Below are 16,535 nucleotides of genomic sequence, written 5' to 3'. Positions count from 1 at the left end.
AGCGAGGAGTGAGTAACGGCGGCTTTCCGCTCGCCTCACTTCTCCTCGCTCACTTCTAGCTCTGAGCCCAGGGCTTCGACAAGGTCAGCTTGACCGCCTTCACGCCGGGCTGCGCGCGCAAGGTGCCGACCAGGTCGGCATCGACGCGCACCGACTGGGCGCCGTTGAGGTCGAGCATGCCGGCCGCGCCTGCGCGCAACAGATCGAGGCGGATCGGGGTCGGGCCGGGCCGCTGTTTGGCCAGCAGGGCGTCGACGCGTTGCCAGGTGCCGGGCACGCGCAGGTCCAGCCGCATCGACAGACGTTGGGCATGGCGCGAACACACCTGCGCGTAGTCCCAGCAGCGCGCCGCGCGCAGGGCGAAGCCGCCGCTGAAGGCGTCCTCGCGCAGGCCGCCCTGGACCACCAGCAGGCGGTCGCGCGCGAGCATCGAGGCGAACTCGCTATAAGTCTCGGCGAAGAACGCGCACTCCAGGCGGCCGCGGCCGTCCTCGATCTGCACGAACATCTGGCTGTCGCCTTTCTTGCGCAAACCGACCACCTGGCCGGCGACGATCACTTCCAGTTCCGGGCGCCAGCCGCTGCGTGCGCTCTCCGGACGTTTTTCCCAGATGCCTTCGAGTTCGCCCAGGTCGGTGCCGACCAGGCTGCGCAACTCGTCGCGATAGGGATCGAACGGATGGCCGCTGAGATAGTGGCCGAGGGTTTCGCGCTCGCCGTGCAGGATCTGCGCGAGCGGCCATTCGTCGGCCTGCGGCAGGTCGAGATGCAGCGCCGGTGCGGCCGCTTCGAAACCGCCGAACAGCGAGACCTGGCCGGCGGCGCGTTCCTTCGCGAGCTGGTCGGTGGCCTTGAGCACCTCCGGCAACTGCAGCATCAAGGTGGCGCGGTTGCGGCCGAGGCCATCGAGCGCGCCGGCATGGGCCAGCGCTTCGAGCGCGCGACGGTTGAGCTTGCCGGTGTCGACGCGCTTGCAGAAATCCAGCAGGTCGTCGAACGGGCCGGCGCGGCGCGCCTCGACGATCGCTTCGCAGACGCCGCGGCCGACGCCTTTCACCGCGCCGAGGCCGTAGCGGATCGTATTGGCGTCGATGGCCTCGAACATGTAGTCCGATTCGTTGACGTGCGGCGGCAGCACGGTCAGGCCCATGACCCGCGCTTCGTCGAGGAAGTTGACGACCTTGTCGGTGTTGTCCATGTCCGACGAGCAGGTCGCGGACATGAATTCGGCAGGGTAGTGACGCTTGAGCCAGCCGGTCTGGTAGGCGACCAGCGCGTACGCGGCTGAGTGCGACTTGTTGAAGCCGTACTCGGCGAACTTCTCCATCAAGTCGAAGATCGGGCTGGCCTGCTTGGCCGGAATGTTGCGCTCGGCGCAGCCGGCCTCGAACTTGGCGCGCTCCTTCGCCATTTCCTCGGGCTTTTTCTTGCCCATCGCGCGGCGCAGCATGTCCGCGCCGCCCAGCGAATAGCCGGCCAGGACCTGGGCGATCTGCATCACCTGTTCCTGGTAGACGATGACGCCGTAGGTCGGCCCCAGCACCGGTTCCAGGCTGTCGTGCGGGTAGGTGACCTCGGCGTTGCCGTGTTTGCGGTCGACCCAGTCCTTGTCCATCCCCGAGCCCAGCGGGCCGGGACGGAACAGCGCGGCGAGCGCGATGATGTCTTCGAAGGTGTCGGGCCTGGCGCGCTTGAGCAGCTCGCGCATGCCGCGCGATTCGAACTGGAACACCGCGACCGTGTCGCCGCGCGCGAACAGCTCGTAGGTGGGCTGGTCGGTCAGCTCCAGCGTGGTGATGTCGAGCGGTTCCTGGCCTTCGCGGGCGCGGCGCTTGTTGATCGCGCGCACCGCCCAATCGATGATCGTCAGCGTGCGCAGGCCGAGGAAGTCGAACTTGACCAGGCCGACGGCTTCGACGTCGTCCTTGTCGAACTGGGTCACCGGGCTCTTGCCGCGGCCCTCGCCGTCGTGTTCGGCGAACAGCGGGCAGAAGTCCGACAACGGGCTCGGCGCGATCACCACGCCGCCGGCGTGCTTGCCGGCGTTGCGGGTCAGGTCTTCGAGTTCGCGCGCCAGGTCGAGCAGGTCGCGCACGTCGTCTTCGCTGCGGTAGCGCGCGATCAGTTCGCTGGAGGCGAGCTCCGGATTCTTGATCGCCGCTTCCGACTCGCCCAGGGCGTCGTCGAGCGAGATGCCCAGGGTATTCGGGATCAGCTTGGCGATGCCGTCGACGAAACCGTAGGGATGGCCGAGCACGCGGCCGGCGTCGCGCACCACCGCCTTCGCCGCCATGGTGCCGTAGGTGATGATCTGGCTGACCCGGTCGCGGCCGTACTTCTGCGCGACGTAGTCGATGACCTCGTCGCGCCGGTCCATGCAGAAGTCGATGTCGAAGTCGGGCATCGACACGCGTTCGGGATTGAGGAATCGCTCGAACAGCAGGTCGTAGGGCAGCGGGTCGAGATCGGTGATGCCGAGCGCCCAGGCGACCAGCGAACCGGCACCGGAACCGCGCCCGGGGCCGACCGGGATTTCATGATCCTTGGCCCAGTTGATGAAGTCCGCGACGATCAGGAAGTAGCCGGGGAACCCCATCTTGATGATGACGTCCAGCTCGATTTCCAGGCGCTCGTCGTAGACCTCGCGGGTCTTGCCCGGCGCCAGCGGGTTCTTTTCCAGGCGCTTGACCAGGCCTTCGCGCGATTGCGCGCGCAGCCAGGATTCGATGGTGTGTTCGCTCGGCACCGGGAAGTCCGGCAACGCGTATTCGCCGAGCTTGAGTTCGACGTTGCAGCGAGTCGCCAACGCCAGGGCGTTGTCGATCGCATCGGGCACGTCGGCGAACAGCTCGCGCATCTCCTCGGTCGACTTGACGTACTGCTCGGCGCTGTAGTCGCGCGGGCGCTTGGGGTCGTCGAGGACCCGGCCGGAGGCGATGCATACGCGCGCTTCGTGCGCCTCGTAGCCCTCGCGGTCGAGGAAGCGGGCGTCGTTGCTGGCGATCAGCGGCAGGCCGCGCTTGCTCGCGGCCTGCATGGCGAAGGCGTTGAAGGCTTCCTCGCCGTCGCGCTGGCTGCGGGTCAGTTCCAGGTGCAGGCGGTCGCCGAACACGCCTTGCCAGTCGACCAGCCAGGCATGGGCGAGTTCGACCCGGCTGCCGGCGGCCAGGCGGCCGGCCAGGCTGTGGCGGCCGGCGAGGGCGAACAGGCCCTCGTTGTCTTCGCGCAGCCATTCCGGGCGCAGCACCACGCCCTCGGTGCGGTGGCCCTCCATCCAGGCGCGGCTGAGCAGGCGCGACAGGGTCAGGTAGCCGCCGCGGTCGCGGCACAGCAGGGTCAGGCGCGAGGCGGTCTCGTTGCCGTCGGCCAGGCCGACGTCGGCGCCGATGATCGGCTTGATGCCGGCGCCCTCGCAGGCCTTGTAGAACTTGACCGTGGCGAAGAGGTTGTCGATGTCGGTCAGCGCGACGGCCGGTTGGCCGAGCGCGACGCAGCGTTTGACCAGTTCGCCGATGCGGATCGTCGAATCGGCGAGCGAGTATTCGCTGTGCAGGTGAAGATGAACGAATGGAGCGGACATGCGTACCGTTTCTGCGGCCGTACCGGGTGGATTCAAGCCGTGGGACGGCAAGCGGATTGCGTGCCGAACAGCAGGGTATCAGCCCGGCGGCCAGCGACAAGCCTTGACAGGCTTGGATGGCCGCCTGGAGGTCGATCTCGCCGGGTTGCGACAAGGCGGCGTTCGGCCGGCGGCGGATCGGTATAGCCGGCTGTTCACGGGCCCGATGATCGGCCCGTTGATCCGCCTGTTATCCGGCCTGTTATTGGGCGCGCGGCGGCGCCGGCGAACCGAGCGCCGATGGCGGGCATCGGTGCGGATTCGTCGCGCCGGCGGGCCGCCCGGCGTTCAGGCGATCCGGAACACCGGTTCGGGCGAGCGCCCGTTCGCGTAGTGGCTGTCGTTGACCCGGGCGTTGTGCTGCAGCAGCGACAACTCGGCGATGCGGTCGCGGACCCAGGCCGCGCGTTGCTCGGCGTCGTCGCCGCTCGGATGCTCGATCCGCCGGTAGACGCAGAAATCGCGGTAGTCCTCGGCTTCGGCGGCGAACGCCGGCCAGGTCAACTCGATCAGCAGCACGTCGTCGAGCAGGCCGAGCAGCGGCACCCGGTCGGGGATCAGGTCTTCGTCGTTGTCGACGTAGGCGAACAGCTTGGCCAGGCGGGCCCGCATGGCTGCGTCGCTGTCCCAGGCCGGGTCGGCGGCCATCGCGCGCAGGTCCTGCAGGCTCTGCATTCGCTCGTCGATAACGCGGCGGGCTTCGCTTGCCGGCAGCGACGCCAGCCAGCCGGCCAGGCGTTGCAGGCGCGCGGTATCGACCCGTGCGGCGTCGGGGTGCAATTCGTGCACCAGGGCATCGAAGGCGGCGATCGCGGCGGAGGTGACCGCCATGGCCGGCTCGTAGCCGATACGACCGCGCGGCAACGCGCTGTCGCGCTCGAACGGCAGCGGCTCGGAAGTCGGAGTGGGGTGAGGCATGCGCATGAAACACCTCGCGTCCGGCCGGGTAAGAAGGGCGGGATGCGCGCCGCGGGCCGGAGGCGACGCGAACCTGGAGAGCTTGCGAACTCACTGTGCGCCTGACGGCAGTGTGGGCGCGCCGGTATGAAGTCGTTGTGACCAGTGGCACGGGATGCGCGTTCAGCCGACCGGCGGTCGAGGTGGCGGGAACTTCGGTGGGGCCTTCGTTTTTTTGATGGGGTTTTTGCCTTAAGGGTAGGAGCGGCGCAAGCCGCGACCGCGTTTTAACCGGTTGCGGTGCTGCTTTAGTCGTCTCGGCATCGTTGGTTTTTTGGCGACGTGTGGCGCGTCTTGCATTGCATGAGTTGCGGCGCGGTGTGCGGTTGCGCGGTCGCGGCTTGCGCCGCTCCTACCCAAGAGCAACGACGATCGTTGCCGTAAGGGTTTTGCGGTTGCGGTTGCGGTTGCTGTGCGCCGCTTCGCACTCGCGAAGGCCATCGAAGACCCGGAGGGCGGCCCGCAGGGATGCGGGCCGTTTTTCATCGGGACAGGGATGTCCCGTATGAAAAAACCCCTGCGTATGCATCGCTCGTGCGGGCCTGTGATTCAAAGAGAGCATTTTTCTTGGGTTACCTTTCTTTTGTTGCTTTAGACAAAAGAAAGTAACCCGCCGCTTTAGTGGCGGAAGCTTTTGGCGTTTGATCTTGCTTCGCAAGAAGCCATAAGCCATAAGCCATAAGCAAGTGCAAAGCTTCCGTCCGCTGACGCGGCCGGGTTACTTTCTTTTGCTGGCCCAAAAGAAAGCTAACCAAAGAAAAGGCCTTCCTTGCAAGGGCACAAGCCCGCACGATCGAAGCCGACGCAGGGATGCTCCAGACAGGCCATCCATGGCCTGCTTGCACACGGCCCGCATCCCTGCGGGCCGCCCTACGGGTCTTCTTTTGACCGGCAAAGCGCAGATCAAAATCTCGGCAACAGCAACAGCAACAGCAACAGCAACAGCAACAGCAACAGCAACAGCAACAGCAACAGCAACAGCAACGGCAACGGCGTCGTGGTTGAGACAGGCGCCTATCGCGGCCGACGATGGCCGCGGAACGAACGCGGTCGCGGCTTGCGCCGCTCCTACCCGGGCGCGTGGCTCTTGGGTAGGAGCGGCGCAAGCCGCGACACGACACCATGCCTGCGTCGTCGCTACGACGCAGGCTCGCCTCTTCAGCCCGCTGCAAACCCACTGCGATGCTCACGCCAAAGCGCGTGCGGTGGCGAGGTCAATCCGCCAACACCGGCTGCACACAGCCGTCGTAATAGATCAACTGCCCGAGCAGCGGGAAATCGGCCTGCGAGAAAAACCGCAGGCTGCCATCGTCGCCCTGCGCTTCCCAGGACACGATGCGCGGCCCGAGCGCGCGCGGCATCGGCAGCGGGCCGAAGGCCCAGCCGGCGAAATCCCAGTGCAATCTCCCGGCTTCCGACCGCAGAGCGAAACGGAAGCGGAATGCGCCGAATTGCTCGGCCAGGAAACGCCCATCCGGGCTCGGGGCGAACGACGAGGAAAAATCGCGTTCGCCGAAGCGGCGATGCCAGTGTTCGCGGCCGCCGCGTTCTTCGATGCGCAAGGACACGCGCACACGTTCGCCGGGCACCGGGAAGCCGAACCACCAGCGCATCAGTCGCGCGAGGGGATGGCCGGCGCCGCGCACCACGGCTTCGCCGCGGTAATGGGCCGGGCCGTGCTGATGGAAGGCGCGCACCGCCGGGGCCAGGCTGGCGCGGGCGTCGTCGTCGAGCAAACGCGCGAATACCGGCGGCGTCGCGGCGTTGCTAAGCGGGACGCTCAAAACAGCGGCAGGTTTTCGTATGCCGTGCGCACCGGCGCGAAGCTGCGGCGGTGATGCGGGCAAGGGCCGTGCGCGCTCAGGGCGGCGAGATGCGCCGCGGTCGAATAGCCCTTGTGTTGGTCGAAACCGTATTGCGGGTAGCGCTCGTGCAGGCTGCGCATCATGCGGTCGCGCGCGACCTTGGCCAGGATCGAGGCGGCCATGATCGCCGGTTCGATGGCGTCGCCGCCGATCAGCGCCTCGCCGCGGCAGGGCAGGCCCTGCGGCAGGTGGTTGCCGTCCACGCGCACCAGGTCGGCGACCGGCGCCAGGCCCAGCACCGCGCGGCGCATGCCGGTCATGGTGGCCTGGAAGATATTGATCCGGTCGATTTCCTCGACCTCGACGAATTCGATCCGCCAGGCCACGGCGCGCTCCAGGATCAGCGGGTACAAGGCCTCGCGGCGGGCCTCGCTGAGCTTCTTGGAATCGTCCAGGCCGTCGATGCGGCGGCGCGGGTTGAGGATCACCGCGGCCACCGAGACCGGCCCGGCCAGGGGCCCGCGGCCGGCTTCGTCGACGCCGGCGATCAGGCGCGGCTTGGCGCGCACGCGCACCGGTTCGCCCGCGACGACGGCGGTGTCGGCGAGGTCGAGCGATTCGGTGGTCATGGCGCGTTACTCATGCAGGCGCATTCTCACCGATCAACTCGAGCACCGCATCGGCCGCGCGCGCCGAGGCGTCGCGCTTGAGTTCGAGGTGGATGCGCTGGAATTTCGGCAGCAGGGTCGCCGCGGCCTGCGGGTCGCGCAGCCAGCGCAGGCAGGCGCCGGCGAGGTTTTCCGGGGTGCAGTCGTGCTGCATCAGTTCGGGCACGACCGCTTCGCCGGCGAGCACGTTGGGCAGGGCGTAGTGATCGACCTTGAGCATGCCCAGGCGCTTGACCAGCGCGTAGGTCAGCGGCGCGACCTTGTAGCCCACCACCATCGGCCGCTTGGCCAGCATGGCTTCGAGGGTGGCGGTGCCGGAGGCGAGCAGCACCGCGTCGCTGGCGACCATCACCGTGCGTGCGCCGCGGTCGACGATGCGCAGGGCGCGGCGCAGGCGTTCGCCGTCGGGATGGGCGGCGAGGATGCGCTCGAAGGCGGCGCGCGAAGGGGCGTTGGCCATTGGCGCGACGATGCTCAGGCGCGGCTCGGCAGCCAGCACCAGCGCAGCGGCGCCGAGGAAATCGCCGGCCAGACGTTCGATCTCCCCGACTCGCGAACCCGGCAGCATCGCCAGCACCGGCGCCTCGTCGTCGAGACCGAGATTCATGCGCGCCTCATCGCGATCGGGATGGATCGGCATCTCGTCGGCGAGCGGGTGGCCGACGAAGCGCGCGTCGACCTCGTGTTTGGCGTAGATCGGCGGTTCCATCGGGAACAGGCACAGCACCCGGTCGGCGCTGCGGCCGATCTTCTCGGCGCGCTTCTCGCGCCAGGCCCAGACCGAGGGGCTGACGTAGTGCACGGTGCGCACGCCGCGCTGCTTGAGCCAGCGCTCGACGCCGAGGTTGAAGTCGGGCGCGTCGATGCCGATGAAGGCGTCGGGCTTCCAGTCGAGGATGCGCTGGCGCACGTCGCGGCGCAGACGCAGCAGGCGCGGCAGATGCTTGAGCACTTCCGACAGGCCCATCACCGCCAACTCGTTGGCGTCGAACCAGGTTTCCATGCCGGCGGCGCGCATCTGCTCGCCGCCGATGCCGATGAATTCGGCGCCGGGGTGCTGGCGTTTGAGCGCCTCGATGAGGCCGGCGCCGAGCAGGTCGCCGGAGGCTTCGCCGGCGATCAGGGCGAAACGCAGCGGCGGCGGGGGCGGGGCAGGGAAGATTTCGTCGATCGGAGTGGGGACGGGCGCGGCGGCATTCATCGGGGGAAAGGGCGCTCTTAGGAGTGACGTTCCTGGAAGTGACGCTCCAGTTCGAGCCGGTACTGGGTTCGATCGAACACGAACCGCAGTGGAGCGGCAGGAGAGAACGAGGACGGCGCCGCATTCTCTTCCTGAACATTCTCGCCCGAATCCGGCCCGGACATGGGGCCATCATCGTCCTCCAGGGTCACTTGCTGCCAAACGACGTGATCGCGATCAAATTCCAGGGCGCAAGAGATCACCCCGCAGTAGTCGCTGCCGCAGTGGCAGCGGTAGAGCACCAGCCGGCCCGAGCCGAGCGGGTTGTGCGCCGGTTGCAGGCCGAGGAACGCGGCACGGCCGCGTTCGGCCAGCGCCCGCGGCTGGGCGGGATCCAGGTCGGTATCGCGGTTGCTCAGATCGCGCGGCAGGCCGAGCCAGTGCGCGTGCGGACGCTCGTCGATGAAGAGCTCGGCGACTTCGGCCTGGCGCAGCGCACCATCGATGTCGCAGGCGACGACGGTCCGGCCGATGCGCAGGCGCTGGACCGTCGCGGCCATTCCGGCGCCTCAGCGCAGCAGCGGGCGGTCGCCGTTGCCGATGAAGGCCAGCAGGGCGCGCACGTCGGCGCTGGTCTCGGCGATTTCGTCGAGCTTGCCGCGCGCTTCCTCGAGCGAGGCGCCGGACACGTACAGGGCGCGGTAGGCGCGCTTGATCGCGCCGATGCGCTCGGCGTCGAAGCCGCGGCGCTTGAGCCCTTCGCTGTTGATGCCGCGCGGGCGGCCGTAGCCGTCCTGGGCGACCATCACGAACGGCGGCACGTCGCCGTTGACCAGGGCGCCCATGCCGATGAAGGCGTGCGCGCCGATCCGGCAGAACTGATGCACGCCGGCGAAGCCGCTCATGATCACCTGGTCTTCGACGGTGACGTGGCCGGCCAGGGTCGAGTTGTTGGAGAACACGCACTGATTGCCGATGTGGCAGTCGTGGGCGACGTGGGTATAGGCCAGCAGCCAGTTGCCGTCGCCGATGCGGGTGACGCCGCCGCCGTTGCCGGTGCCGCGGTTGACGGTGACGAACTCGCGGAACACGTTGTCGTCGCCGATGACCAGCTCGGTGCGTTCGCCGGCGAACTTCTTGTCCTGCGGATCGCCGCCGATCGCGCATTGGGCGTAGAAGCGGTTGCCGCGGCCGATCCGGGTCGGGCCGTGGACCACGCAATGCGGGCCGAACACGGTGCCGTCGCCGACTTCGACCTCGGCGCCGATGTAGCAGAACGGGCCGACCACGACGCCGTCGCCGAGCCGGGCGCCGGCCTCGACGAAGGCGGTGGGGTGGATCGTGTGGGTCGTGGCGCTCATCGCGTCACTCCTTGACCTCGGCGCAAAGGATCTCCGCGCACGCGGCCTGCTGGCCGTCGACGCGGGCGATACCGGTGTACATCGCCATGTTGCGGATGGTGCGCTTGAGGGTGACCTCGAGTTCGAGCTTGTCGCCCGGCGAGACCATGCGCGAGAACCGCGCGCCGTCGATCTTGACCAGGTAGAACAGCCGGCCTTCGGCTTCGCCGCCGTGCGAGAGCTGGGTCAGGATGCCGCCGACCTGGGCCAGGGCTTCGATCACGAGCACGCCCGGCATGACCGGGTTGTTGGGGAAATGGCCGTTGAAGAAGGGCTCGTTGCAACTCACGTTCTTGTAGGCGAGCACGCGTTTGTGCGCCTCGAACTCGACCACGCGGTCGACCAGCAGGAACGGGTATCGGTGCGGCAGCAGCTTCTGGATCGCCGTCACGTCGAGCGGGAGTTGCAGGGTCTGGCTCATCTTCTTGGTTCGTCCGTTATGCGCGTCCTGCGCGTTGAATCCGCGGTTCCGTGTGCGGCCCCATCGTTGATTGGCTTCGTTCGGTGCAGCCTGGCCCATTGTCCCGCAGTTTCCGCCGGCGGTGGAGCGGCGCCGTATGGTGCCGCGGGCCGAACCGCGCCGAATCGATGCGGACCGGCTCAGCCGTCCTCGCGGCCGCGCGGGGTGCGCCGGGCGATCGCGTCGAGCTGCTTGAAGCGCGCGGCGTTCTTGCGCCAGCTGCGGTTGTCCATCAGCGGCGTCCCCGAGGAGTACTCGCCGGGTTCGCGGATCGAGCTGGTGACCAGGCTCATCGCGGTGATCACGACCTTGTCGCAGACCTCCAGATGGCCGAGCACGCCGGCGCCGCCGCCGATCAGGCAGTAGCGGCCGATTTTGGCGCTGCCGGCCGCGGCCGAGCAGCCGGCCATGGCGCTATGGGCGCCGATGTGGACGTTGTGGCCGATCTGGATCTGGTTGTCGAGGCGGACGTCTTCCTCGAGCACGGTGTCTTCGATGGCGCCGCGGTCGATGGTGGTGTTGGCGCCGATCTCACAGTCGTCGCCGATCGACACGCCGCCGAGCTGCGGCACCTTGAGCCAGCGGCCGGCCTCCATCGCCAGGCCGAAGCCGTCGGCGCCGAGCACCGCGCCGGGGTGGATCAGCACGCGCTGGCCGAGCCGCACGCGGGTCACCAGGGTCACCCGTGCGACCAGCTCGCTGCCGGCGCCGACCACGCAGTCGTCGCCGATCACGCAGCCGGGGCCGATCATCGCCCCGGCCTCGACGCGGCTGCGCGCGCCGATGCTGACGAAGGGGCCGATGTGGGCGTCGGCGGAGACTTCGGCGCTGGCATCGACCGCCGCGGAGGCGTGGATGCCGGGCTCGCGCACCGGGCGCGGCTCGAACAGGGCCGAGATCTTGGCGAAGGCGGAGTAGGGATCGCGCGCGATCAGCGCGGTGCCGGGGTAACCGACCGCATCGTCCTCGCGCATGACCACGATGCCGGCCTGGCTGCTCGCCAGTTGCGCGCGGTACTTGGGATTGGCGAGAAAGGCGAGCTGGTCCGGGCCGGCCTTGGCCAGGGTGCCGACGCCGCCGACTTCGGCGGCCCCGTCGCCGTGCAGGCCGAGCGCATAACGCTCGGCCAGCACCTGGGCGGTGTAGCGGTTGCTGCGGGTGTCCACGATGCGGGCAGTCGTCGCAGTTGCGATCAGAACGTGCCGCCGAAGGTGAACTGCAGGCGTTCGAGTTCGTCGCCGCGGTCGAGCTGGGTCTTGCCGTCGGCGCTGTAGGTCGGGCCCTGCTTCTTGAACGGGAAGGCGTAGCTGATCGAGATCGGGCCCATCGGCGAGCGCCACATCATCGCCACACCGGCCGATGCGCGCAGTTCGCCGGCGTCGAAGTCGTCGTAGCTCTTGTAGACGCTACCGAAGTCGACGAAGGCCGAGATGCGTGCCGCCGGGGTGTCGAGCAGGGTCGGGAAATACATTTCCAGCGAACCGGTGGTCTTGAACGCGCCGCCGAGCGGCTGGGTGTAGCTGCCGCCCGAGAGCGAGGCCTGGCGCGGACCGAGGGTGTTGTCGGTGAAGCCGCGCACCGAGCGCACGCCGCCGGCGTAGAAGTTCTCGAAGAACGGCAGGCCGGTCGCGGTGATGGTCTCCGGCGGCAGCGGGCCGTTCGGGCCGTCGCGGTCGATGACCCGGGTGGAGTCCTTGCCGTAGCTGTCGCCGTAGCCGAGCTCGGTGCGGGTGTTGAGCACCAGGTGGCGCGACAACGGCCAGAACTTGGAGAAGTTGTAGTTGATCTTGTAGTACTCGACCGTCGAGCCGGGCAGCGTGGCTTCGATCCACACGCGCTGCTGGGTGCCGGCGGTCGGCGTCAGCGCATGGTTGAGGCTGTTGCGGCCCCAGCCGACCTGGGCGCGCCAGGCGTGGAAGGTGCGCTGGCCGAGCGCGTCGAGGTAATCGACGATGCTCGGCGGCGTGACCGTGCGGCCGATCAGGATCTCGTTGCTGTCGATGCCGAGCATGCCGGTGATCGAGTCGGTCTCGGTCAGCGGAATGCCGAGCACGACCTGGCCGATGCCGCTGGTGGTCGAGTACTGGGCGGTGTTGAAGTCGGAGTAGTCCAACTCGCGCCAGGACACGTTGTAGCCCAGCGAAACGCCGTCGTCGGTGAAGTACGGGTTGGTGTAGGAGAAGTCGTAGCGCTGCTGGTAGTAGCTGCGCTGCGCCTGCACCGACACGCGGTTGCCGCTGCCGAGGAAGTTGTTCTGCGACAGCTGCACCTGGGTGGTCAGCTTGCCGAGCTGGGAATAGCCCAGGCCGAACACGAAGCTGCCCGAGGTGGTTTCCTTGAGGTTGTAGACCACGTCGACCTGGTCGTTGGTGCCCGGCACCGGCTTGCTCTCGACGTCGACGTTCTCGAAGTAACCCAGGCCCTGCAGACGGATCTTGGAACGGTCGATCGCGGCCTGCGAATACCACGCGCCTTCGAACTGGCGCATTTCGCGGCGCAGCACTTCGTCGCCGGTGCGGGTGTTGCCCTGGAAGATCACCCGGCGCACGTTGACGCGCGGGCCCGGCACCACCTGCATGTTGATGCCGACGGTCTTGTTTTCGCGGTTGACGTCCGGGATCGGATTGACCTGGGCGAAGGCGTAGCCGACGTTGCCGAGCGAGGCGGTGATCGCTTCCGAGCTCACCTCGAGCAGGCGGCGCGAGAAGATCTGCTCGGGCTTGACGATGACCAGCTTCTCGACCTGCTCCTTCGGCAGGATCGTGTCGCCGGTGACCTGCACGCTGGAGACCTTATATTGGTCGCCTTCGGTGAGGCCGGCGGTCAGGAACATGTCCTGGCGGTCCGGGCTGATCGCGACCTGGGTCGAGTCGATGCTGAAATCGACGTAGCCGCGGTCGAGGTAATACGAGTTGAGCTTTTCCAGATCGCCCGACAGCTTCTCGCGCGAGTACTGGTCGTCGCGGCGGTACCAGCTGAGCCAGTTGTGCTCGCGCGATTCCCAGCCGTTGAGGATGTCCTTCTGCTCGAACTTGTCGTTGCCGATCAGGTTGATGTGGCGGATCTTCGCGGCCTTGCCTTCCTTGACGGTGATCGTCAGGTCGACGCGGTTGCGGTCCAGGCGCGCCACCGTCGGGGTGATCTCGACGTTGTACTTGCCGCGGTTGTTGTACTGGCGGCTGAGATCCTGGGTGACCTTGTCGAGGGCGAGGCGGTCGAAGGTTTCGCCTTCGGCCAGGCCGATTTCCTTCAGGCCCTTGAGCAGGTCTTCGCTCTTGATGTCCTTGTTGCCGGTCAAGGTCAGCTTGTTGATCGCCGGGCGCTCGGTCACGGTGACCACGAGGATGTTGCCCTGGCGGTCCAGGTGCACGTCCTCGAAGAAGCCGGTCTTGTACAGGGCGCGGATGGCGTCGCCGGCCTTGGCCGAGTCCATCGTGTCGCCGCGCTCGACCGGCAGGTAGGTGAAGACGGTACCGGCGGAAATGCGCTGCAGGCCGTCGATGCGGATGTCGCTGACGGTGAACGAACCCGGCGCCGGGGTGTTCGGCGTGCTGCCGCCGAGGGCGAACGGATCGGCCGACTGCGCCAACGCGGGAATCACCGGGGCCGAGGTCATTGCCGTGGCAAGGGCGAGGGCGAGCAGGCGGCGATTAGGAGTTCGCGTCATCATTACGTCCGTTTGGGGCATTGGATGCCGGCGATCGCGGGCATCGGTCGAAAGTGCGGCAGGGTGAGGGCAAAGCGTTCGTTCGAGCGTCAGGCCGGCATCAGCGCACCAGGTTGTTCAAGATGTCGTTGTAGAACGCCAGGCCCATCAGGCTCGCGATCAACGCCAGGCCCACGAAATGCCCGGCCGCCATGACGCGTTCGCTGACCGGACTGCCTTTGACCAGCTCGATAAGGTAATACAGCAGGTGTCCGCCGTCCAAGATCGGGATCGGCAGCAGGTTCAGGATTCCCAGGCTCAGCGACAGCATCGCCAGCAACTGCAGGTACCAGGCCGGACCGTTGCTGGCGTAGGCGTTGGCGGCGCGGCCGATGGTGACGGGGCCGGCCACGGTGTTCTGGATCGAGACTCGGCCGGTGAACGCGCGCCCAATCATGGCGAACAACTGCTCGGTCTGGTGCACGCCTTCGCGCACCGCCGCGGGCACCGCGTCGATCGGGCCGTAGCGCAGCACGGCGTCGCGCTTGGGCGCGGCCACCGCGGCCGAGGTCAGGCCGAGACCCCAGTATTCCTCGCCGTCGGGCTTCTTGAGCCGGGCCGGGGTGATCTCCAGGGCGAGGCGGTCGCCGTTGCGGGCCACTTCGATCATCGCGCTGCCGCCGCGCTTGCCGAGGCGGGTTACCGCCGCGGCCATGTCTTCCCAGTCGCCGATCGGGTCGCCGTCGAGCGCGGTGACGCGGTCGCCCTCGGCGAGCACGCCCCAGGCCGGGGACTCGGGCACGATCCGGCCGATCAGCGCCGGGCGCAACTCGTGGCGCCCGCTCAGGCCGAGCACTTCGATCGAACGGCGTTCGTCGAACTTGGCCGGCAGCCGCGACAAGCGCAGTTCGCGGGTCGCCGGGGCGCCGTTTTCCGCGCGCACCCGCACCGCCACGTCCTGGTGGTCGAGCGCGTAGGGGATCAGCGCCATCTGCACTTCGCTCCAGGTCGGCGTCGGGCGATCGGCGATCTGCAGCACGGTGTCGCCGCGGCGCAGGCCGGCTTCGGCGGCGATGCCGGTGGCGTTGCCGACCACCGGAGCGAAGTCGGGGCGTCCGATCACGAACATGCCCCACAGCAGCATCACGCACAGGATCAGGTTGGCGACCGGGCCGGCCAGGACGATGGCGATGCGCTGCAATACCGGCTTGCGGTTGAAGGCCTGCGGCGCCAGCGCTTCGCTGATTTCGTATTCGCGCTCGTCGAGCATCTTGACGTAGCCGCCGAGCGGGATGCGCGCGATCACGTACTCGGTGCCGTCGCGGCCCTTGCGCAGCCACAGTGGTTTGCCGAAGCCGATCGAGAAGCGCAGCACCTTGACGCCGCAGCGCCGCGCGACCCAGAAGTGGCCGAATTCATGGATCGTGACCAGCACGCCGAGGCTGACGATCAGCCACCACAACGAACCCAGGACTTCACTCATGGCTGCCTCCGCATCGCTGTCCTGCCGTGGTCGCCATGATTCAGGCCCTGTGGCCGATCGCTAGTTCGGCGTGGCGGCGGGCCAGGGCATCGGCCTCGCGCAGCACCGCCAAGGAGCTGGCCGGGATGGTCGGGAGCGCGGCGAGTGTGTCCTCGACCAGCGCGGGTATCGCTAGGAAACCGATCCGCCGCTGAAGAAAGGCTGAAACGGCCACTTCGTTGGCGGCGTTGAGCACCGCCGGGGCGGTGCCGCCCGCGGCCAGGGCCTCGAAGGCCAGGCGCAGGCAGGGGAAGGCCTCCAGGTCCGGGCGCTCGAAATCGAGGCGGCCGTGGGCCAGCAGGTCGAGCCCGCCCACGCCCGAGTCGATCCGTTCCGGCCAGCCGAAACCGACCGCGAGGGCGGTGCGCATGTCGGGCAGGCCGAGCTGGGCCAGGGTCGAGCCGTCGACGAATTCGACCAGCGAATGGACCAGGCTCTGCGGGTGCACCAGCACCTCGATGCGCTCGCCTTCGACCCCGAACAGGTGATGGGCCTCGATGACTTCCAGGCCCTTGTTCATCAGCGTGGCCGAGTCGACCGAGATCTTCGGCCCCATCGACCATTTCGGGTGGGCGACCGCTTGTTCCGGGGTGACCTGGGTCAACTCGGAACGTGTACGGCCCCGGAACGGCCCGCCCGAGGCGGTCAGCAGGATGCGCTTGAGACCGGCATGGGCGCGGGCGTAGGGCAGGCCGCCGGACTGCGCGGGCGCGGCCGGCAGGCATTGAAAAATGGCGTTGTGCTCGCTGTCGATCGGCACGATGCAGGCGCCGGCCTGGTGCGCGGCGTTCATCAGCAGCTCGCCGGCGAGGACCAGCGACTCCTTGTTGGCGAGCAGCAGGCGCTTGCCGGCGCGGGCCGCGGCCAGGGTCGAGGACAGGCCGGCGGCGCCGACGATGGCGGCGACCACGGTGTCGCAGACGTCCGAGGAGACCAGTTCGACCAGGGCCTCGTCGCCGCAATGGGCCTGGGTCGCCAGGCCGCGTTCGCGCAGGCCGTCGCGCAGGGCGGCATAGCCGGCCGGGTCGGCGATCACGGCGTGCTCGGGGCGATGCTGTTCGCACAGGGTCAGCAAGGCATCGACCTTGCCGCCGGCGGCGAGCACGCTGGCGCGCAGCGCCTCGGAGTGGCGCGCGATCACGTCGAGCGCCGAGGTGCCGATCGAACCGGTGGCGCCGAGCACGGCGACCTTGCGGGCGGGACAGGTCATGCGCTGGCGCTCGCTGGGGTGGGCCTGAGGGGGGCGGTTGCGTCGTGCGTCGGGGGGAGAGCAAATCC

The 16,535-nt window shown here is 68.2% G+C and carries 13 protein-coding genes; 1 reads left to right on the top strand and 12 read right to left on the bottom strand.

What is annotated here, in order from left to right:
• Nucleotides 1-55: 55 nt before the first annotated feature.
• Nucleotides 56-3,580 (bottom strand): DNA polymerase III subunit alpha, encoded by a 3,525-nt coding sequence (gene dnaE / locus ACTOWK_RS02375; protein ID WP_441328584.1) that lies wholly within the window; start codon nt 3,578-3,580, stop codon nt 56-58.
• Between dnaE and ACTOWK_RS02370 the strand changes: the two genes are divergently transcribed.
• Complete coding sequence (locus ACTOWK_RS02370) at nt 3,579-3,953, top strand: hypothetical protein (RefSeq protein WP_441328583.1); 375 nt, start codon at nt 3,579-3,581, stop codon at nt 3,951-3,953. The two genes, dnaE and ACTOWK_RS02370, sit on opposite strands and share 2 nt — an antisense overlap.
• Here the strand turns inward: ACTOWK_RS02370 and ACTOWK_RS02365 are convergent.
• From ACTOWK_RS02365 to ACTOWK_RS02315, 11 genes are all read right to left on the bottom strand, one after another.
• On the bottom strand, nt 3,908-4,537 hold the full coding sequence (locus tag ACTOWK_RS02365; protein WP_441328582.1) for a hypothetical protein: 630 nt from the start codon (nt 4,535-4,537) through the stop codon (nt 3,908-3,910). The genes ACTOWK_RS02370 and ACTOWK_RS02365 overlap by 46 nt on opposite strands.
• Before the next feature lie 1,253 nt (nt 4,538-5,790).
• Nucleotides 5,791-6,360, bottom strand: a complete 570-nt coding sequence (locus ACTOWK_RS02360; RefSeq protein WP_441328581.1) for a DUF4166 domain-containing protein — start codon at nt 6,358-6,360, stop codon at nt 5,791-5,793.
• Nucleotides 6,357-7,010, bottom strand: coding sequence for a ribonuclease HII (rnhB, locus tag ACTOWK_RS02355; RefSeq protein WP_441328580.1), 654 nt, complete (start codon nt 7,008-7,010; stop codon nt 6,357-6,359). The genes ACTOWK_RS02360 and rnhB overlap by 4 nt, the downstream gene beginning before the upstream one ends.
• A 10-nt stretch (nt 7,011-7,020) precedes the next feature.
• A complete protein-coding gene (gene lpxB, locus ACTOWK_RS02350; RefSeq protein ID WP_441328579.1) occupies nt 7,021-8,250 on the bottom strand; it encodes a lipid-A-disaccharide synthase in 1,230 nt (409 codons plus the stop codon).
• Nucleotides 8,251-8,267: 17 nt separating this feature from the next.
• The gene (locus tag ACTOWK_RS02345; protein ID WP_441328578.1) at nt 8,268-8,789 is read right to left on the bottom strand and encodes a hypothetical protein; all 522 of its coding nucleotides are present in this window, start codon (nt 8,787-8,789) and stop codon (nt 8,268-8,270) included.
• Nucleotides 8,790-8,798: 9 nt separating this feature from the next.
• A complete protein-coding gene (lpxA, locus tag ACTOWK_RS02340; RefSeq protein WP_441328577.1) occupies nt 8,799-9,590 on the bottom strand; it encodes an acyl-ACP--UDP-N-acetylglucosamine O-acyltransferase in 792 nt (263 codons plus the stop codon).
• A gap of 4 nt (nt 9,591-9,594) precedes the next feature.
• Entirely contained in the window at nt 9,595-10,050 is a 456-nt protein-coding gene (gene fabZ, locus ACTOWK_RS02335) for a 3-hydroxyacyl-ACP dehydratase FabZ (RefSeq protein WP_031370423.1), read from the bottom strand.
• Between the two features lie 179 nt (nt 10,051-10,229).
• Nucleotides 10,230-11,255 carry a UDP-3-O-(3-hydroxymyristoyl)glucosamine N-acyltransferase gene (gene lpxD, locus ACTOWK_RS02330; protein WP_441328576.1) on the bottom strand — a complete coding sequence of 342 codons (1,026 nt, stop codon included), beginning with the start codon at nt 11,253-11,255 and terminating at the stop codon, nt 10,230-10,232.
• 26 nt (nt 11,256-11,281) lie between these two features.
• Nucleotides 11,282-13,756, bottom strand: coding sequence for an outer membrane protein assembly factor BamA (gene bamA, locus ACTOWK_RS02325; protein WP_441328575.1), 2,475 nt, complete (start codon nt 13,754-13,756; stop codon nt 11,282-11,284).
• Nucleotides 13,757-13,856: 100 nt separating this feature from the next.
• Nucleotides 13,857-15,218, bottom strand: coding sequence for an RIP metalloprotease RseP (gene rseP / locus ACTOWK_RS02320; protein ID WP_441328574.1), 1,362 nt, complete (start codon nt 15,216-15,218; stop codon nt 13,857-13,859).
• 40 nt (nt 15,219-15,258) lie between these two features.
• Nucleotides 15,259-16,467: a 1-deoxy-D-xylulose-5-phosphate reductoisomerase gene (locus tag ACTOWK_RS02315; RefSeq protein ID WP_441328573.1), complete on the bottom strand. Its 1,209-nt coding sequence runs from the start codon at nt 16,465-16,467 to the stop codon at nt 15,259-15,261.
• Nucleotides 16,468-16,535: the final 68 nt, after the last annotated feature.

It is taken from the genome of Lysobacter sp. CA196 (genome assembly GCF_052078695.1).
Taxonomy (GTDB): domain Bacteria; phylum Pseudomonadota; class Gammaproteobacteria; order Xanthomonadales; family Xanthomonadaceae; genus Lysobacter.
The sequence above is the reverse complement of the archived record's forward strand: the minus strand, read 5'-3'. Positions and strand labels throughout refer to the sequence as shown.